Raw genomic sequence first — 19,039 nt, 5'->3', positions numbered from 1 at the left:
TCTATTGATTATCTTCATTTTACTCATTTAATTAATAAGTTTTTTAACAACCTTTTTTATCCCTTTAACGAAATTCTCTTTTTTTACTATTTGTTCAGAAGTTGTATTTATCTCGGCATTACTATTGGTAAACGGGTCTTGAAACTTATACGGCATTTCCAAGTTGTCTCTATAGGCAATCCTGGTAGTTCTATCGATCTTTTCACCACTATTAAAATAATCATACGACCACGGAATCGCACCCAATTCCTCTTGGCCCATAATGTTCATCTCATTAACATACTCATCTCTCAACTTATAGATAGCATTCTTTTTATCGGGTACGTATTTATTTATCATCCCCTCATTAGCTCCGGAATCAAAACCGGAGAAATGAAAAAATCTAAGAAGCTTATCATTCACAATGTACTCATTATTAGAATTTATATGGATTTTTCTTTTGGATACATTCCATGGAGCCGCATTATAACCAGGATGTTTTAGTATATAGACATCAAAGAAGCACGGGGCTAAGTCCATCCATTTTTGATCTGTAAAAATTCCACGCGGAATGTCATCATAGCAGAACATATTCAGCCTCGAGGCCCACCATTCAATAAACTTTTTCGACTCTTCCGATCTGCTGACGGCTAAAAAGCCTAAATTGAACGCACCATGCTTTAATGCGCTAAGTTCGTTATCCATCACAGCATCCATTATATCCTCGGGGATTGTTAAATGAGGAGTTAAAACAATCGCATTTGATTCTAAAGCTTCTTCAAGCTCAGTCAAAGAACTTAACACTTGGATATCTGGATCTAAATAAACAAATTTTGTTTCTTCCTGATAATTTTCCATAAGATATAAGAACAATTGCCCTTTAACCGCTGTAGAGGCTTCAACTATAGAGTGTTTAAAAATAAATTTTTCGAAATTTTCAAAACCCAAATCTTTCCCTAAAACGATATCATCAAAATACTCAAAAGCCTGTGCTTCAGGGGTTATTTCTCTTTCCAACAAACTGACAACCACTTTTATAGTGGGATCAGCTTTTTTTATAGACTTTGCCAGAACCATAGCTTTGGGCAAGTAATTGGCACAAATAGAAGTAGTTATGATCATGCTTATCTTCTCCTTTTTAATCCAACTCATTATATTCTAGTTCATATAAGTTCCTTGTTCTATTCAATAAATTTAACATCCTATTATTATCTGATAGTAAACCCCATAGTTCTTTTTCATTATTAAGAACAACACCGATATCTTCCGAGCTATGCTGTACACTAAAGGCTATGTTGCCACTATTTTTATTAGTGATAATCGGAATACCGGCTGCTATGGACTCATAAAGAGTATACGAGTAACTTTCAGGCACAATGGACCATAAAAGCACTACATCTATGTTCTCTTTTTTCAAAAGATTTGTGGCTGCCATCCGCCCGTCCTTTATAAAAGAGTATTCATGTGAACGTACATTGGTATTATAGTGCTCAGACGAACCGATATGATGAAATTCATACAAATCGGCAAATTGCTCGTTATTGATCATCTTTAGCCATGCAGACCATCCCTTGTTCTCCATCTTGTACCCAAGATAGGCGATTTTGATTTTCTCATTTACTTTTTCTTTTTTTATAATTCCATCTTTTATGAGACGCAAGTGGCCATGCACAAGAAATTTATCTTCCCATTTGGGATATATTAGCTTAAAAACCTCAAGCACATATTGAGACGGCAAGACTATTTTTTCACACACGGTAAAGATATCGTTAAATATTTCTTTCCGTTTCTCCAAGTCAGTATAATGATCACATTTGAAACAGACATTTTCAGTACCGTATGTCATTAAATCAGGTATGCAACCTTTTTGGCCATTCGAATCAGAATACATCATATGGTAACTGGAGCAACAAGCGAAAAAATCATGAGCGACAAAAAAGGAAGGAATCCCCTTAAAACTAACTGCCTCAAATATATCTTTGAAATCAGAATATATCCAAAACAGTAAATGATGTATATACGTTTTTTTGTATTTATAGGCGCTATCTTGAATGAATTCGACTATTTCTTGAGCTGTCAAATATCCCAGAAATGTATCTCCAACATTAATACCATAAAAACTCTCTTCTTCCGCATAAAAATCATATCTATTAGAAGGAAAAATTTGAACAGTCCCTATACCACTTCTTGCGTTATAGCTGGCTTGCTCATAAATATACTTCTCGGTTCCACCCATGGAATTTAAATAATTCGTATGAGAGAACACCAAAATATACCTTTCTTTATCCAATAAATTAATCATTTCTTTTTTATTGCTTTTTTTTTTATACTTTACGATCCTGTTCTTGACTCTATGCTTTGCACTGTTTTTTAACTCTCTTAAGGAGTTCATGGCTGCTCTAAAAAATCGGGTATATTTCCATGAAGTAGAATTCAGCAAAACTTGTAATTCATTTAAAACTTTTTCTGTAGCCTCTTCTCTCTTTTGTAGTTCGTTCTCATAGTTCTTTCTGTGCTCCTCTAGGGTCACGTTCATTACTTCAAGTTGAGCTTCTAGTTGCAACACTTTATTTTTAGATGTCTCTACATCTTTCGTATACTTTTCCTGCAAAAATTGTTTAATATGTTCTAACTCAAACAGTAATTTATCTTGTTTTCTCTGTTCTTCTTCCATACTCATATTGAGTAGCCCTAAGCGCTCAGCTTCTCTCTTTATCTTAGAATATTGTTGGTTCATTTCTTCGATAAGCTCACTCATTTTAACAGACACACTCATTTTAACTCTTAAAAAATATGTTTTATCTTTTTTTATTTTGGTGGTAGGATTTAGTATAATATAAGGATCATTGTTTAAAGATATAAGAGGTTCCCTGCCTCCAAAATTCACAAGATTATAAAAGTGGCATCCTTCAAAATTATTTTCATTTGACCATTTTTGTATGTACGAAGGAGTACCATTTTCATTATCACACACTGTCTCTATTAAATAAATTTCAGATAGTTTTATTAAAGCTAGTTCTGAAATGGGATCCAATCTTAATTTGTTTATCTCGTTATTAAGAGGAAGCGGTACGTCATATGTTATAGTGCTGCCGTCTATATGTAACGGCAAATGAGCTGAATCATACTCTGTAAATTCTTCATTGGCGGACCAAAATAATTGAAGATAGTAATTAGATAACCTGTATCTTTGTTCTATCATTCCTTGATTAAGTTTTCCTGCATCCTTACTCTTTTTACCGACCGTTATATATTGGTAAACTTCTCCTTCCGTTCGTTGTTGTAAGAAGTCCCTTACCAAGGGGTAATTTTCATAACTTTGTTTGAACTCTGTCTGCTCTGGCATCATATACGTCGCATACCATTCAATCGGTTGCAATCCGGCATGTTCATATAACTCAAGAATACTTGACTTTGTAAAGAATCTTAAATGGGTATTATCCAGCAAACCTAAAGTCTTATATTCAAATCTTCCAGAAAGAAGTTCCATAATAACAGCGTTATTTGAGATATTGGGTATTGAAGTGATTAGAGTGCCTTCCTCTTTAAGAAACTCAACAGCAATTTTCAAGACTCTCCAGGGGTCTTTTAAGTGTTCAAGGACATCTACAAAAATGATATGATCAAATTTTATATCCTTAAATTTAGTTGCCCATGTTAAGCTTTCAACATCTCCTATTTCCATATCGACCGTAAATGCACTAGCCACTGTAGCCGCACTTTCTTCTATTTCTACTCCGTACACTTCACATTTAAGTTCCTTGAACATGTATTCTGTCATATATCCGGTAGCCGTTCCAAATTCGAGAACCGTTGTTTCAGGCCTGATATGTTGGAGAACTACGGTGTGTGCATTCTGAATAGAAGTATTTATTTTAAAGTCGTATTTCATCGTACGCTTCCTTTCTTGAATTCCAGTTATGGGGAATACAAGTTATTCCTTCGGCAAAATATTCAGAAGTACTGATAGTGAAAAAATCCATTTTCTTTTTAAAATCAAGTCTTACAATTCCCGAACTTTCAAAGAAACCGACATCAACAAAGTAAGATCCGGGTAACAAATTCATTTGTTCATAGTTGAGAACCAACTGATAATCACCTGGTTCAGACGGTAAGGGATACTTATCTAGTTTTGTATTTAATCCGCAGATATAATTATCTTGGGAATCATAGAGAGCGATTCCTCCCACTATCCCTTCTACATTCTTCTTTAACGTGTAATTAACTACAATAGAAAGCTTTTCGCCATAATTGAATCTTTTCTTGTCCGAAAATTGTGTATCATAAAATTCAATTCCATTAATATTTAGCACATCATCTTGCTGATTTTCTTCAATTTCCTCTTCTTCTATATGTTGGGATGGACTTGTCTTCATGAAATTTTCGTAGCTATTAGAAACTGAATGAACATCGCCGCGCATATGGATTTGCCCATCCATCATCCAAATGGCTTGATCACAAAAATTCTTTATAGAATACAGGTCATGGCTGACAAAGATAATAGTTTTTCCTTGTTTCTTAAACTCTTTCATTTTTTCAATACATTTTAGTTGAAATTGTATATCTCCAACAGCGAGCGCCTCATCGATAATTAAAATATCAGGATTCACATTTATAGCACACGCAAAGGCCAAACGTACAAACATACCGGATGAATAGGATTTAACCGGCTGATCAATGAACTTTTCAATTCCGGAAAAACTTATGATATCGGGTAATTTTGCTTTTATTTCTTCGGCATTCAACCCTAATATAGCTGAATTCATAATTATGTTTTCTCTACCAGTAAAATCAGGATTAAATCCACTGCCAAGTTCCAGCAGCGCCGATATCCTTCCATTCACATCCACGCTCCCACTGGTGGGTTGCAATGTACCTACAATAATTTGAAGCAAAGTACTTTTTCCTGACCCGTTCTTACCAATTAGTCCTATCGTTTCGCCTCTATTAACCGTTAAATCCACATTTTTTAAAGCCCAAAATTCCTTGGTAAATTTATTCTTGTTTGATGAAAAAAATTGTTTCAACCTGTCTTCAGGTCGATCGTAAAGTTTATATAATTTACTGACATCAGTAATTTTAACTGCAAAATCATAAGACATCAGCGAATCCTCCTTTGGTCTTTACAAACCAGATATACCCCAAAACAACCATTATTGTACTTAGGAGCAGACTGGTACCCATGAAGCTCCAATCGGGCATTTGACCCCAAATCAAAATTTTTCGGATGTCTTCAACAACGTAGCTCATGGGGTTTAAAAATAGCAAAGCTCTAAATTTTTCAGGCACAGAAGAAACGGGATAAAAAATTGGACTTAAAAACATTAGACCCTGCATGAATAAAGTAATAATATGTCCTATGTCCCTAATGAATACTCCTAATGAAGCTAGGAACCAAGACAAACCAAGTGCAACCAATAATAAAGGCAATAAAACAAGTGGAAGAAAAACAACAGTCCAGTGTATCGTTGAATAAGTAAACAAAATACCCAACAAGAGAATTAGCAACTGGATCACGTAATGAAACAATGCACTTCCAATCAAGGTTAAAGGAAGAATTTCAAGTGGAAACAATACTTTTTTAACATAATTTACGTTTCCTATAATTAAGCGTGGAGATTGAATTATAATCTCTGAAAACAAATTAAAAACACTAATGCCGCAAAATAAAATAAGTGCAAATTCAATGTTGTTGTCATTTGATGTTCCCCATCTTGCCTTAAAGACAATACTAAACACAAATGTATAGATCACAAGCATAAGTATCGGAGTTAAAAAAGACCAGAACATCCCTAGTTTAGAGCCACGGTATCGAACAGCTATTTCTCTTTTGATTAATTGATAAATTAATAATTTGTTTAATTTTAATAGTGAAGCTAGTTTCTTAATCTGTAATTTTAAGTTCCTCATTAGAGGATTTGATTTTAAAAAAACATCTTGTTTGGACATAATATTAATTTCTTTCCTCTCGTTAATAAAAATCTCGTCCTCTAACTGTACCCCATCCAATGATAAATTGGAATATTTTCTCCGCTATGATAAAATATTGTCGAGATTTATCGGAGAGGGAGACTGTGATGTACGCGTATAAAAAGCCAAAGCTAGACGAAAGAGAACAGGCTGAAAAGAGTTCTATCATCTTTTGGCTGTTGATCGGGTTCGTAACCCTGTTTTTATTCTGGGCCCCTTTTCAGAAGGCCTTGTTTAACGGAAATTCGCTGAATTTCGAAAGACCTATTTATTCCGCAGTTATATGGGCTTCCATTTTTCTGTTCCTGACGGGAATCTACTTCTTCTACTTCTGGAAGCTGCGGGAACGTAAAGATCTGCTGAGTTTGTTTATCTTTTTAATTCCACTCACTTATCTGATTTCCTTGCTGCCGGCCGCTTCCAAATATTCGGCGGTTAACCTCCTGCTTATTCAGATCGTGCTCGTAACGCTGTTCCTGATCGGAGCCTATCTGACCAAATCGGCATTAGGGAATAAAATTATCCAGACTGGTCTTTTGACTAGTGGCTATGTCATCGTCCTCTTCGGGATCATGAATTGGCTTGGCAACGGGAAGGTGGCAGGTGCAGTCATTGGATGGTTTTCCGAGTTAGACGCTGCAGGGTTATACAAAGATGCCGTCATGACTGATTCCAACGGTTTGCGTCTTACTTCCGTATTCCAGTACGCCAATACCTATGCGGGCTTCTTGATCGCTCTGTGGGGCACGGGACTATTCCTGGTATCGAAGAACCGCGGCTGGTCCAAGGTTCTGGTACACGCACTGTTCCTAGTGCCAGTTCTGGTGTCCTTTATGCTGACCCTGTCACGCGGAGCGATTATCTTTCTGCCCATTATTTTCTTTCTTATTCTAATCTTTCAGAAGCCATCTAGGCAAATCCTCCTGCTAGTTCATGCGATATTGTCAACTCTAGCCTCCTTCGCCGTTTTAAGCAAGATTACAGCGATCGGTATCGATGTGAACAAAGAGTTTTCGGCCTCTCTTTCGGGAAAAGGCTGGATGCTGCTTATCGGAGCTAGCGTGATTTACGGAATCCTTGCCTTGCTGGTTCAGCGGTTCCTTGCTCCAGCTTTGGAAAGCAAGCTCGGAAATTTCTACACCAAGAAGTGGGCTCCCTTTGCAATTCCGGCTGGTTCCATTGTACTGGGGATTCTGGGTGTCCTGATTGTTATGGCCACTCCGCTCAAAAACCTGCTTCCCGAAAATGTGCGGATCCGCCTGGAGACGATCAATTTCGGCCAGCACAGCGTACTTGAGAGGATCACTTTTTACAAAGACGCCTCCAAGCTTTTTGCGGATTACCCGCTATTCGGCGCAGGCGGCGGCGCTTGGTCGAGCTTGTACGAGCAATACCAGAACAACCCATATACAGTCCGTCAAGCTCATAACTTTTTCATGCAGTATCTGGTCGAAGTCGGGGCTGTGGGCATCCTGATTCTGGCTGTACTGCTGGTTGCGATCTTTGCGATCTACATTCGTAACTATATCCGCAGCACAGAACAGGAACGCGACAAACATTTTGTTTATTTCATCTTTGTCATTGCTATCCTGGGGCATAGCGTGCTCGACTTTGATATGAGCTATGTGTACATTGGAGCGCTTGTGTTCCTTTGCCTGGGCGCCATGATTGCAGACGTCAAAACAAAAGAATTTGCCAAACAAGCCGCACCGGTAAGATACGTGTATCCTTCGGTTATACTTGTTCTTTCAATCGTTACCCTCTTTGTTTCCGCACGCTATCTGAGTGCAAATAGTTCTTATAATAAAGCGCTGGAAGTGGCGAAAACTTCTCAGAACTATATGGAAATTGTAACCCCTTTAAACAATGCGCTTGATCTGAGACCAGCACATCCGGAGTTTGTATTGTTCAAAGTCGATATGCTTTCTCAACTTTATACACAAACACAAGATAATCAGTATTATCAAGAAGAGATCGCCCTTATTAATCAAGCCAGAAATAAAGAACCTTATAACAAGTTGCTGCTTGATCGTGAAATAAAGGCCGCTCAATCAAAAGGAGATAATACGAAGGCGGCTGAATTAATTCAATACGGAATGAATCACTTTATTTGGGATATTTCATTCTATGAGCGCAGTATTCAGTATCAAGTATCTGAAGGCTTGAAAAATTACGCAGCCAAAGATAAAACAGCAACAGAAAAGAACTGGAAGCAAGCCATGGAAATTTATAATCAAGTACTTGCCAAAATGAATGAGTTATCCAAACTTCCCAAAGGTCAACTGCAAGGCCGTGAATTTGATGTTACGAATCAGATCCGCTCAAGCATAGGTCAGATGCAGTTTGTTCAAGGCAAATACACGGATGCTGAAGCAATGCTGCTTCCTTTCACAACTATGGAGCTTAAAGATGCTCCGGAACAGATAGGCATACGCTATTATTTCGCTGCGCTAAAAAAACAGAATAAAACTAATCAACCGGCTTTGGAAAAAACTAGTGTTCAGTTACCTAATATCCAGCATGATATTGATCAAATTATTACAAGTACACCTCCTTTACAATAATCTTTTCGCTAACCGCATCTTTTAAAGATGCGGTTGTTTTTTATTTGCAACTTATAATCAATCCACATAACAAGAAAACTTTTGTTTCATTTTTCCATACTACGGATAATTATGATTGTTAAATACTTACAAGCCCACTTTTTCATCATAAAGGAGGTGAATCGACAAAGATGAAACGTAAAACCATAAACACAGAAGCAAAAATAAAGAGAGAATGGAGCGTTGCCCAGATGAACCGATGGTTTACCAAAACTGCACAAGTGCTGTGCTTCTCGTTAGTAGTTTCGGCTTTCACACCAATCCTAGCTTTTGCTAAGACAGAATTCTCTACTCCCGTTTCTTATACGGAAGGGACAGTAAGCGGCACTGTCTATTTGGATGAACGCGTTGCGGGAGATCAAACACAAATTCGGGTTTACGGACCAAACGGCAACTTACTCAATGTCATTGATGCAACATATACAAGTAAATTTGATGCCACAAATAATCGTTACGGGTATGATTTTTCGACTCCTGTTTCGAGCACTTATGAATATATAAATCTACAATCCGTTGTTGATTCCGTTTATCAAAGAGTTAACAATGCAAATTATACTAACGATTCCGATAACGGTTCCACTACTCCGGGCGGAAGCACAGGCGACGGTAGCGACAATGGTGGAGGCACGACCACTCCTGGTGACGGAAGCACAGCCGTGAACTCCATTAAAGCAAGCTCTGATGGCTCTCTTGACGCGAAGGCGCTGCAAGATGCCCTTGCCAAAGGCGACACGCTGGAAATTGCTTTAAACGGCAGCGACATGGTAAATATCCCGGCATGGGTGCTAAAAGATAACAGCAACTATAAGCAAATCACAGTTAAAAACGGCAGCGCCGTTTATTACCTTCCTCTGGCGGCATTAAATTACGATACTCTTGCTTCTTCCTTGAGTGTTGGACTCAATGAGCTTTATATCCGTGTCACTGTGAAAATGGTTTCTGAAAGCATGCGCAGTACGATGCAAACGGAAGCGGCCGCTATGGGTGGCAAAATCATCGGTACACCTGTAGATTTCAACCTGGATGCAACTACTGCTGCTGGAAAGACAACCATGATCAACACCGGTAATGTGTACGTGCCTCGCAGCCTGAACTTCGACACCGTGCTGAATCAGGCAAAAACGACGGCTTTCCTGTATAACGAAACAACTAAAACCATGACGTTCGTTCCCGCTTTCTACTCGTTTAGCGACGGCAAAACAGACGTAATGGTGAAGCGTCAAGGCAACAGCATTTACGGTGTACTGGAGCTTAACAAGACCTTCTCGGACATCAAGGGACACTGGGCGGAGTCCAACATTACGATGCTGGCTAACAAGCTCGTTGTTGACGGCGTAACCAACACAACCTTCCAGCCGGATCGCAGTGTAACCCGTGCTGAATTCGCAGCTATGCTCGTCCGTTCTCTGGGTATTCAGAACACCGGCGGAACTTCCACGTTTAAAGACGTTGCTTCCAACCAGTGGTATGCGGACGTAGTGGCGACAGCAGCCAAGCTGAAGCTGGTAGACGGCTATGAAGACGGCACGTTCCGTCCGAACAACCAGATTACCCGTGAAGAGCTTTCGGCTATGGTCGTTCGCGCTCTTAGCTACGCTGGGGTAAACACCAGCACTGAAATCACTAAGGGACAAGCCATGCTGACTAAGTTCAATGATTCCCATAAAATTATCTGGGCTAAAGATGAGATTGCTGCGGCACTCAGCCTCGGTATCATCGACGGCATGACTTCGACTACGATTGAGCCTCTCCAGCAGGCTACACGCGCACAAAGCGCAACGATGCTGAAGCGTTTCCTGACGGCGGCTAAATTTATTTAAACAACCCAAAAAGACAGTTCCTGAAAAGGAACTGTCTTTTACTTTTTCTACGACTACTCCACTTTCAACTTGATCTTCTTGCCGGTAAACCCGCCGCTTGCTTCCAGAACAAAACCTTTAGCGTCTGCAGGTACGTCAAACACTACGTAACCGGTAGCGGATAGACCTGGATTCAGCTTTTTCAAAAAGAAAGAGTCTTTCTTATCTTTAATGGAAGATTCCAGAGCGATTTGTGCTTCCGTGGAGTAAGAAAACTCACGTTTTTGATCATCTATCAGTTTAAAACTGTTGCCATCGATCGTAATCGCGTCTTTTTGATTATTTGTAAGGGTAACTTTCACAATTTTAAAAGCACCTTGCGCTTTAGCTTTACTGAATTGGTTATCTCCAACTTCAGCTTTCGATTCGAAACCGTCTACTACGATTTTGACGTCAGAAGAAACGCCCTCTTTAGACAATTCCTGCTGAACCGGTGCAGCATCCTTTTTAGTTTCTGTGCCCGCTTTCGTAGAGGCTTCCGTAGTCGGCTTATCCTTACCCATATTTGCAATGATCGCTATGACGATAATAAAACCTACTACACCAAGAATAGCTTTCTTAAAAAAGCCGGCCTTTAACTTTGCGCCACATCCCGGACAAACTTTCGCCGACGTTGCAACCTCTTTCGAACATGTCTTGCAAGTAACCATCTTTGCCATTTCATTGCTCCCCTTTTTTGCAGTTAAAATTTACCTCCTCCATTATAACACTTACATAATATTACACAATTCTTTTTTTTACGACTTTAGGGCACATAACAGGTTCTCAAAAATTAATTTTTATAGGACTATAGTCACACAAAAAAAGACCGCCTCTGTATCCGGCAGTCTAATTCGTATTTTCTTCCCGCTGGGGCACTTTCCAGTTGGTCTTGTCAATCTTCTTCTGCAAAAAGAAATGGCCTACGGCCAGCAGCAGATTGCTGATCAAGGGAATTATTCCTTTGATGATTTCCGTCATCCCTACGCGCCTCCTCTGCTTTCTTACTCCTTTTATTATACCAGAAAAAGCCATATGGGATCCAATGAAACCCGCCTCGTTACTTTATCTCTTTTATTCCTTACGCGAAATTTCCCGTTATCGTTCCACTTTTGCGACGAAGAATAATGAGTTCAACTCAACAAAAAAGCAGACTTCCCGATTTCTCGAAAAAGTCTGCTCCGGACCTTAATCCGTAATTCAGCGGAAGGCTGAATTACAGCATACCGCCCAAGAGGGACACGAATGCCGAAATCATAGGCACGCATTGACCAATGATCGGCGTAGCCAGTGGAAAGCGGTATGTCTTCTTCGTCTTCTTCGTCTTTCACCGCCTAAACGAGCAACACCGCGGCAGCCTCTATCCCTAAACTTCCAAAGCATGCATGTACATGCTTTCCCCGCTTTTGAATACATGGGTTACTCGGCGAAAAGCAGAGAAATCCGCTTCGGGATCACCTTCGAGGAGAATGACATCGGCCCATTTCCCGATCTCCAAGCTGCCGGTCTCCCCTTCGATGCCGAGCGCTTCGGCAGCCATGTAGGTAGCGGCGTGTATGACGTCTTGCAGGGACATGCCTTCTTCTTTCATGAGCTCAAGCTCCGTTGCAAAATCTCCATGCAGGTTAAAGGGGGTACCCGCATCTGTACCGGCGGCAATTTTTATTTTCTCTTTATGTGCTTTGCGAAAGCTCTCACGATGAGGAATCATGGCCTCCTCATTTTTTTTTACCGCAAACTCCGGTATGCCGGCAGCCGTTCCATTCTTTACAATCTGATAGGGAGCCGCCAGTGTCGGGACGAGATACGTGTTACGGTCTTTCATCAATTGGATCGCTTCATCATCCAGCTCGACTCCGTGCTCAATTGTTGTCACGCCTGCGCGGATCGCATTTTTGATCCCCTCGTTGCCTTGGGCATGTGCGGCTGTTCGTTTTCCGGCCTCTTTGGCAACTTGGCAAGCGACAGCTAATTCTTCTTCAGTTAGTTGGGAAGCTCCTGCCTTTACCCCGCGTGTTAGTCCACCGCCTGTAGCCATGAGCTTAAGAAAGTCGGCCCCTTCTTTTATCTTGCTCCTCGCTGTTTTTCGAACTTCCTCGATGCCATCTACCTCTGTACCGAACATATGGCAGTGGCCGCCTGTCATCGTAATCGGTTGACCGCAAGCAAAGATCCTTGGGCCTTTTACAATCCCTTCTTCAATCGCTTTTCGCAGTTCAATATCTATATTGTATTTGGAGCCACAATTTCTAACGGTGACTACGCCTGATTGAATCTGTTTCCCTGCACTAACAAGTGCGCGATAGGCAGCAACACCGGCCGAGTCCGCGATTGTTTTACCCATGGAATCGGGACTGCCATCCATTGTCAAATGAACATGCAAGTCAATGAGACCAGGTAGTGCGGTTAATCCTGTGCCATCAATGACCAGATCAGCTTGACTCGTCAGATCATAGGTACCTAATCCAAGAATTCCGGTTTCATCAAAAAGGATATTGGCGCCTTCCGTTTTGTTGCCTCGTCCGTTATATAAAGTAACGTTCCGAATGTAGGTTTTCATGTTAAGCCCCCTTCTCTAATCCGACGTTATTCATAGGAATAGTTTGTTTGCGTGTAAACATACTGACGAGGATTAACGCTGCAGTATTTAGAAGTACGGCGATGAACCCGATATTTAATTCTTGAATGGCTTGCGGCAGACCCGGGAATAGCTGAGCTATCGTAAGGTCGTTCAGTGTAATAATGATGACAGTGAGAACACCGACGAGCATTCCGGCTGCAGCGCCTTGCTTGGTGAAGAATCTCTTATTGACCAGAGAAGCGAGTAAGGGCGGGAATAATTGGGTTACAAAATTATAGCCCATCAGGAGCAGGGTCATGATCGTGCTGCTGTTGAAAATGGCGTAAAACATGCAAACGAGAGCGATAATCGGAACGATCATCTTGGCAACCCTGCTAAGCCCCGCATCTGTGGTTGCAGGAAAGATTACTTGGTAGATGTTTTTCGCGATAGCTGTAGAAGCGGCCATGAGCAGCAAGGAGCCGGGAACGACCCCTGTTAACAATCCTGCAGCTCCGATTAATCCAACGAGCCAAGGGTCGAACGTTTGGATCGATATTTTTAACAGCGCCAAATCTCCATTGGGACCGGTTAATCCGGGGACCTGTAAGATAGCCGTGAACCCAACGATTAATACGAATGGCAGCATCAGTGTATAAAGGGGCATGATGATCGTATTTTTCTTAAATACGTTCGTGCTTTTCGCGGAAAAATAGGCTGCGAAAGTATGGGGCCACATGCTGAAGCCGATCACAGTGAGCAAGGTTGTCGAAATGAACCAAGAGAAGGATAACCCCTTTTCAGGAATAAGCAAAAAGTTCGGTTTCGCTTCATTCACTGCCTCAAACATCGATTGAATACCGCCATAATAGTGGTAAGGGAGATAAATACCTAAAAAGAGAACGATTATAAAGATTAATATATCTTTCATGACTGCCGTCCAAGCCGATCCATGAATACCGGAAACGCTTACATAAACCGTGATGACGATGGTAGAGATGACAATGGCAAGAGAGGGCGAGATCGAACCATATGAAGCTGCGGATACGATAATCCCCAATCCTTTAAATTGCAAGATCAGATACGGTATGAGTGCCAAGACACCTACAATCGCTACCAATACACCTAAACCTTTGCTTTTGTATTTGATGGCAAAGAAATCAGATTGTGAAACGAGTTTGTGCTCTTTTGCATATCTCCAAATCGGCGGCAGCAGCCAATACCCCAGTAAATAGCTTAAGGAAGAGGTACATAGGATATAAAATGCGGGGCCGCCTTTGGAGTAGGACCAACCGCTTGTCCCAAGGAAAGTAGAAGTGGTGTAAATCTCCCCGGCGAGTAATAGAAAAACGAATACGGTGCCAAATCCCCGTCCCCCTACAGCCCACTGTTCCATATTCATATCTTTTCCTCTTCTCGCCATTAACCCGAGAAAGAGAGACAGCAAAAGAAACCCAAGCATAATGAGCAGAGCCGTATTCATTAGTCATCGCCCTCCTTATCGAGCAATCCGTTTGATTTATCCAGCTGATAAATTACCAGCATCGTAAGCGAAGAGAGAACAATCCACAGCAAGATCCAAAAGAGCAGGAAAGGCAATCCTAATACGTAAGGAGTAACTTGATTAAAGACAACGGCACCTCCGAGCATTCCAATAAACGGAATGATAACCAGCCAATAATAATTTCTCATTCTAGTTAACCCCCTCAAGCTTTTTCTATGATCAGAATCAGCATTCCGCAGAATTGGTATGAACGAGTTGCCCTCCTTTATAGACCCGCTTGATTCTCGCTTTATCTTGAAGGATTTTGATATCCAGCAGCGGATTCCCGTCGACGACGATCATATCTGCGATCTTCCCCGTCTCAATGACCCCTAGTTCCGTTAAACGAAGGGCTTCTGCGGCTACTTGCGTAGCACTTTTAATCGCATCCATTTCAGACAAACCGTTTCTCACGAGACATTCCAGTTCATACGCATTTTCCCCGTGATAATTAAAAGGGGTTCCCGCATCCGTACCGGCGACAATCTTGACGCCTGCCGCAATCGCCTTTTGTAAATTGGCTTCATGGGCAGTTTGGTAGTATTCCACTTTTTTAAGATGGTGTTCGGGGACTCCACCCGCTCTGCCGTATTTAATCGTTTTAAAAGCAGACAGTGTAGGAACGAGATATGCGTTTTTCTCCAAGAAGAGTTCAATCCCTTGATCATCTAAGAATGTCCCATGCTCAATAGTTCGAACACCCGCTTTCAAAGCATTATGAATTCCCTCGACACCAATGGCATGGGCGGCTGTGACTTTCTCGAATTTCACCGCTTCTTCTACGGCAGCTTGCATTTCCTGAATGGTTAATTGGGCGATCGTTCCCGGACCGGGGGACATTCCTCCGCCCGTAGCCATCATTTTAATATTGTCGGCACCCAGCTTTAATTGCTCTCGGGCAGCTCTTCTTGCTTGGTCGACACCGTCCAAGACGATGCCGATTCCATCCACACTTACTCCTTCAGGAAACATATCTCCGTGCCCGCCTGTTATGGTCAAGGCTTTTCCGCTGGCAAAAATGGTGGGTCCGACGATGATTCCTTGTTCGACTGCCTTTTTAATGGCGATATCAATATGTCCCTTTTCGCCCATGGTGCGAAGTGTCGTAAATCCTGCTTCGAGCGAGCGTTCGGCTCTTTCTACCCCTTTAATTGCGGCGAACGCCGGTGTATCCATGACCATGTCGGTGAAGGTGCTCGGCTCGCCTGCCATACACAGATGCACGTGTGTATCAATCATTCCCGGCATCAAGGTCATGCCTTTTAGATCGAACAGCTCCGCATCACCGGCTTGTTGCACGATGGTTTCATCGTATAAGCCAACATACGTGATTCTTTCGTTTTCCACCATTACTAGAGCTTCTTTTTGTACCGTGTTACTTTTTCCGTCTATGAGCAATGCGTTCTTGAAAATTTTCTGGTTAGCCATCTAGCATTTCTCCCTTTTTCTTCATAATTAAGATTGGATTGCACCGTAAAAGTAAGCGCATACAATCACGATTTCAGTTCATACAGCGTATCAATTGCAATAGCCACTTCTTCTTTTTTATTATAAAAATGGGGTGCAATCCGAATGACGTCATTGCGCGCCGACACAATAACTCCTCTTTCCCTCATTTTCATTTCGATCAGGGATGCGTTCGGGCAATGAAATGCCGTATTCGCTGCTTTTCGCTTGAGATCTAGCGGGCTTGCGATGGTTAATCCCTTTTCTTGTCCATAAGAAATGGCAAAGCTCGATAATTCGTTAAGATAGGACTCAATTCGATTGACACCTATCTGATTAATCAGTTCCAGCGCTGCATGAGCGGCGTAAGCGTTGATCATTGGAGGAGTTCCCGTATCAAAACGTCTTGTTCCTTCCGCATAATCCAGCGATTTAACATCAAACGAAAAAGGATCTATTCGGCCGAACCAGCCGGTAATGGAAGGCTGCAATTCATCGGCAAGTTCTTTCTTCACATATAGGAAGGCGATTCCCGGTATCCCCAGCAAATACTTCTGAGCTCCTGCCGCAAGAAAATCTACGTCCATCTCCTTAACATCTATAGCAACACAACCCGCTGACTGATACGCATCAACAAATAGCCGTGCCCCTTTATCGTGAACAATGGAGGAAATTTGTTTTAAATCTTGTTTAAGTCCATTATAATAAGCAGCATGCGACATGGAGACGATCAACGTTTGTTCATCCACACATTGATCATAAAATTCAATGGGAATCTCGTTGTTTTCACTTGGAACAAATGCGACTTGGGCCCCCCGAGATTGTTGAGCCAACCAGACGTGCCCGATTGAAGGGAAATCCATTTCGGTGGTCACGACTTTATTCCTGCGTGTTGTAAATTGCAGCGCGGATGCAACTGCCGCCGCCGCTAATGAAACGGACGGAAGCACCGCAATTTCATCGGGTGACGCATTAATCAGTGTGGCAAAAGATTGTTTAGCCATCTCTACCCGATGCACCCAGCCCGTCCAGTCCATGCCTTCTGCTAACCAACCGTCGGTATACTCTTTTACGGCCCCTTCCACTTGAAGGCTCATCGCGCTTTGCGAGCAACTGGACAGCTGAATCTTGTTTTTCAATATCGGAAAATATTGTCTTTCCTTACCAAAAGGATAGTCCACAGAAATCGCTCGCTTTCAATTTATATTTGAGGAGATTGACTATGACCAAGATAGAAAGCGCTATCAATTCTTCGGTAACATCTTGGCTGGAGAGCTTGGCTTTTCATTGGCATCCGCTCCCTCAACTTGGACAAAAACTGGTTTTTCAAAAAAATGCTTTTATCTTTTTGGAAAATCAACCTGATGATTTTGTCTATCTGGTTCTGAACGGACGTATTCGATTATATGTGACCTCCCTTAACGGCGTCGAAAAAACGATCGCAATCATTGGAAAAAACGGAATGATTGGCGAAAACGGCATCTTTGATAACGTTGCATCGTACAACCATAGCGCTATTGCCGCCAGTAAAGCTACTTTAATTAAAATTGATCGAAAAAAACTCGAAGAAACGTTGAAAAGCAATTTTGAACTCACGCGACAAGTTTTGCTTTTGGTAAACTTAAAAATGAGAATCATGTCATCCCAATTATTGCAATTAAGCTCTTATTCCGCCATCCAGCGAATTTGTCACACGCTTTTACAGTTAGTTGATACGTACGGGTTAAAAAGCGGTGAAAAAGAGTTCATCGGAATCGGCTTCACACACCAAGAATTGGCCAATCTAGTGAGCACATCAAGGGTGACAGCGGCAAAAACCCTGAAAAAATTGGAACTAACCGGCGTCATTTCCAAACAAAACGGCAAGTACGTGATTGAAGACAAGGCGCGCTTGATTTCTTTAGGAACCACTCACAATTAATTGGGTATGCATTTATTTTATTAATTACTTTCTAAATATTCTGTAAAGTAGTTTACAAGATATAAAATTTCTCACATCTAATCAACATTTTTTAAAACCTTATCCATACAGGATGAAAAAGACGCACGCAAAAAGGCCTCTCAGATATGAACTCTGAGAGGCCTTCATTAACAAATCTGGTTAAACGGTCTTCCCCTTACGGGAAACCTTAATTCACAAGGCTTTGGAGTATTAGATTTTGGGTATGTCGAGACATAATCGCAGACCTGCTAACTGGCCAGGCATATTTTTTAGAGGTAATTGCAGCTCGGTCAATAGCATTGCCCATTGCGAAGGGTGTTGAAACGGGTAAAATCCGGCAGCGCCTCCACGAACGATTATTTCATCGCTCGCTCCTCCAATGCGGGTGAATGCCGCAATGGCGAGACCTGCTATGCCAAAAATATTGGAAGCTGCTTTATTGAGCCTGCTATCACCAAATTGTGTAAGGCAGATGTCATCGGATAAATCTCGTGATGGAATTTCTTCTCCACAAATGAACAAATTATTCTTGAACTCCTTGGAGATATACTCCCACTCGAAATCCCATGGCATTCTATACCCTGTTTTTTCCAAAAAAGACTTTGCTTCTTGTAAGTTAACATAGGCGGGGAATGGGCCGTCTTCGCTATAAAAATCAGGCCGTTCTTCATCATTTGATAGATTAATATTCTCCTCTAATACCCACTCGTAAACAGGGAAACGGCTCATAAGGAATGGGTTTATACGAGTATTTTCATTATCCTCAGATTGATGGATAAGTTGAGAAATCATTGACCAATCGTTAGGTGTGCCTATATTTCTGATGCTTTCAATATGTTGAGAGGATGCACCATAAATAAAGTCTCCTCCAAATATTAAATTTAAAGGTGTTTCGTAAAGCTCATCATAAAAACATGGTATTTCTATTTCTTCACCATTTTGAGGATTTTTTATTATATGTGGTTTAACGAGTTTGAATCTGCCTGGTAATTTATTGATTATCGAATTGCAAATATCTTCGCGGCGTTCACGTGAAGCATTTTGCCAGTTTTCTAGGCTATTGATTTCCGTAATGTTGGTCATTGGGTGCACCATCCTCTTCAGCTTATTTTCCTCGGACCCTTATTGCCGTTCACTGCCGCTGGAGACCGAAATATA

The 19,039-nt window shown here is 41.3% G+C and carries 15 protein-coding genes; 3 read left to right on the top strand and 12 right to left on the bottom strand.

Translation table 11 applies throughout. From position 1 onward, the window contains the following. Positions 1-27: 27 nt before the first annotated feature. Genes HMPREF1207_RS16015 through HMPREF1207_RS16000 form a run of 4 tightly spaced genes read right to left on the bottom strand, consistent with a single transcriptional unit; the run spans position 28 to position 5,928 of the window. Positions 28-1,101 carry a glycosyltransferase gene (locus HMPREF1207_RS16015; protein ID WP_009675211.1) on the bottom strand — a complete coding sequence of 358 codons (1,074 nt, stop codon included), beginning with the start codon at positions 1,099-1,101 and terminating at the stop codon, positions 28-30. Positions 1,102-1,117: 16 nt separating this feature from the next. Continuing rightward, positions 1,118-3,871 carry a methyltransferase domain-containing protein gene (locus HMPREF1207_RS16010; protein ID WP_016423811.1) on the bottom strand — a complete coding sequence of 918 codons (2,754 nt, stop codon included), beginning with the start codon at positions 3,869-3,871 and terminating at the stop codon, positions 1,118-1,120. Next, entirely contained in the window at positions 3,855-5,081 is a 1,227-nt protein-coding gene (locus HMPREF1207_RS16005; RefSeq protein ID WP_009675164.1) for an ABC transporter ATP-binding protein, read from the bottom strand. Before HMPREF1207_RS16005 ends, HMPREF1207_RS16010 begins: the two co-directional genes overlap by 17 nt. Continuing rightward, positions 5,071-5,928, bottom strand: a complete 858-nt coding sequence (locus tag HMPREF1207_RS16000) for an ABC transporter permease (protein WP_016423810.1) — start codon at positions 5,926-5,928, stop codon at positions 5,071-5,073. Before HMPREF1207_RS16000 ends, HMPREF1207_RS16005 begins: the two co-directional genes overlap by 11 nt. A gap of 128 nt (positions 5,929-6,056) precedes the next feature. Here HMPREF1207_RS16000 and HMPREF1207_RS15995 point away from each other — a divergent pair, with 128 nt between their 5' ends. Continuing rightward, a complete protein-coding gene (locus HMPREF1207_RS15995; RefSeq protein ID WP_009675172.1) occupies positions 6,057-8,513 on the top strand; it encodes an O-antigen ligase family protein in 2,457 nt (818 codons plus the stop codon). A 170-nt stretch (positions 8,514-8,683) separates the two neighbouring features. Then, complete coding sequence (locus HMPREF1207_RS15990; RefSeq protein ID WP_009675228.1) at positions 8,684-10,372, top strand: S-layer homology domain-containing protein; 1,689 nt, start codon at positions 8,684-8,686, stop codon at positions 10,370-10,372. A 53-nt stretch (positions 10,373-10,425) separates the two neighbouring features. On the opposite strand, the gene HMPREF1207_RS15985 is transcribed toward HMPREF1207_RS15990, so the two are convergent. The 7 genes from HMPREF1207_RS15985 to HMPREF1207_RS15960 all read right to left on the bottom strand — a co-directional run bounded on the left by HMPREF1207_RS15985 (position 10,426) and on the right by HMPREF1207_RS15960 (position 17,120). Beyond that, positions 10,426-11,070 carry a DUF4352 domain-containing protein gene (locus HMPREF1207_RS15985; RefSeq protein ID WP_009675232.1) on the bottom strand — a complete coding sequence of 215 codons (645 nt, stop codon included), beginning with the start codon at positions 11,068-11,070 and terminating at the stop codon, positions 10,426-10,428. 169 nt (positions 11,071-11,239) lie between these two features. Then, positions 11,240-11,371 (bottom strand): hypothetical protein, encoded by a 132-nt coding sequence (locus HMPREF1207_RS30590; protein WP_009675218.1) that lies wholly within the window; start codon positions 11,369-11,371, stop codon positions 11,240-11,242. A 385-nt stretch (positions 11,372-11,756) separates the two neighbouring features. Next, positions 11,757-12,950, bottom strand: coding sequence for a metal-dependent hydrolase family protein (locus tag HMPREF1207_RS15980; protein ID WP_009675158.1), 1,194 nt, complete (start codon positions 12,948-12,950; stop codon positions 11,757-11,759). A gap of 1 nt (position 12,951) precedes the next feature. Beyond that, positions 12,952-14,433, bottom strand: coding sequence for a sodium:solute symporter family protein (locus HMPREF1207_RS15975; protein WP_009675163.1), 1,482 nt, complete (start codon positions 14,431-14,433; stop codon positions 12,952-12,954). Continuing rightward, positions 14,433-14,642 (bottom strand): DUF3311 domain-containing protein, encoded by a 210-nt coding sequence (locus HMPREF1207_RS15970; RefSeq protein ID WP_009675199.1) that lies wholly within the window; start codon positions 14,640-14,642, stop codon positions 14,433-14,435. The genes HMPREF1207_RS15975 and HMPREF1207_RS15970 overlap by 1 nt, the downstream gene beginning before the upstream one ends. A 37-nt stretch (positions 14,643-14,679) precedes the next feature. Continuing rightward, positions 14,680-15,921 (bottom strand): metal-dependent hydrolase family protein, encoded by a 1,242-nt coding sequence (locus HMPREF1207_RS15965; protein WP_009675222.1) that lies wholly within the window; start codon positions 15,919-15,921, stop codon positions 14,680-14,682. Positions 15,922-15,986: 65 nt separating this feature from the next. Beyond that, complete coding sequence (locus HMPREF1207_RS15960) at positions 15,987-17,120, bottom strand: aminotransferase class V-fold PLP-dependent enzyme (RefSeq protein WP_009675234.1); 1,134 nt, start codon at positions 17,118-17,120, stop codon at positions 15,987-15,989. Between the two features lie 41 nt (positions 17,121-17,161). Between HMPREF1207_RS15960 and HMPREF1207_RS15955 the strand changes: the two genes are divergently transcribed. Continuing rightward, the gene (locus HMPREF1207_RS15955; protein WP_009675171.1) at positions 17,162-17,860 is read left to right on the top strand and encodes a Crp/Fnr family transcriptional regulator; all 699 of its coding nucleotides are present in this window, start codon (positions 17,162-17,164) and stop codon (positions 17,858-17,860) included. A gap of 231 nt (positions 17,861-18,091) precedes the next feature. Here HMPREF1207_RS15955 and HMPREF1207_RS15950 read toward each other — a convergent pair whose 3' ends face one another. Further along, on the bottom strand, positions 18,092-18,964 hold the full coding sequence (locus tag HMPREF1207_RS15950; RefSeq protein WP_009675161.1) for a hypothetical protein: 873 nt from the start codon (positions 18,962-18,964) through the stop codon (positions 18,092-18,094). Positions 18,965-19,039 lie beyond the last annotated feature (75 nt).

Source organism: Paenibacillus sp. HGH0039, from assembly GCF_000411255.1.
Taxonomy (GTDB): Bacteria; Bacillota; Bacilli; order Paenibacillales; family NBRC-103111; genus Paenibacillus_F.
Note: the sequence above shows the minus strand (reverse complement) of the source record. Positions and strands in the feature narration are given on the sequence as shown.

Excerpts from the sequence above, each read along its gene's own strand:
- HMPREF1207_RS16015 (WP_009675211.1), bottom strand. The coding sequence starts at position 1,101 with ATGATCATAACTACTTCTATTTGTGCCAATTACTTGCCCAAAGCTATG.
- HMPREF1207_RS16010 (WP_016423811.1), bottom strand. The coding sequence starts at position 3,871 with ATGAAATACGACTTTAAAATAAATACTTCTATTCAGAATGCACACACC.
- HMPREF1207_RS16005 (WP_009675164.1), bottom strand. The coding sequence starts at position 5,081 with ATGTCTTATGATTTTGCAGTTAAAATTACTGATGTCAGTAAATTATAT.
- HMPREF1207_RS16000 (WP_016423810.1), bottom strand. The coding sequence starts at position 5,928 with ATGTCCAAACAAGATGTTTTTTTAAAATCAAATCCTCTAATGAGGAAC.
- HMPREF1207_RS15995 (WP_009675172.1), top strand. The coding sequence starts at position 6,057 with ATGTACGCGTATAAAAAGCCAAAGCTAGACGAAAGAGAACAGGCTGAA.
- HMPREF1207_RS15990 (WP_009675228.1), top strand. The coding sequence starts at position 8,684 with ATGAAACGTAAAACCATAAACACAGAAGCAAAAATAAAGAGAGAATGG.
- HMPREF1207_RS15985 (WP_009675232.1), bottom strand. The coding sequence starts at position 11,070 with ATGGCAAAGATGGTTACTTGCAAGACATGTTCGAAAGAGGTTGCAACG.
- HMPREF1207_RS30590 (WP_009675218.1), bottom strand. The coding sequence starts at position 11,371 with ATGACGGAAATCATCAAAGGAATAATTCCCTTGATCAGCAATCTGCTG.
- HMPREF1207_RS15980 (WP_009675158.1), bottom strand. The coding sequence starts at position 12,950 with ATGAAAACCTACATTCGGAACGTTACTTTATATAACGGACGAGGCAAC.
- HMPREF1207_RS15975 (WP_009675163.1), bottom strand. The coding sequence starts at position 14,433 with ATGAATACGGCTCTGCTCATTATGCTTGGGTTTCTTTTGCTGTCTCTC.
- HMPREF1207_RS15970 (WP_009675199.1), bottom strand. The coding sequence starts at position 14,642 with ATGAGAAATTATTATTGGCTGGTTATCATTCCGTTTATTGGAATGCTC.
- HMPREF1207_RS15965 (WP_009675222.1), bottom strand. The coding sequence starts at position 15,921 with ATGGCTAACCAGAAAATTTTCAAGAACGCATTGCTCATAGACGGAAAA.
- HMPREF1207_RS15955 (WP_009675171.1), top strand. The coding sequence starts at position 17,162 with ATGACCAAGATAGAAAGCGCTATCAATTCTTCGGTAACATCTTGGCTG.
- HMPREF1207_RS15950 (WP_009675161.1), bottom strand. The coding sequence starts at position 18,964 with ATGACCAACATTACGGAAATCAATAGCCTAGAAAACTGGCAAAATGCT.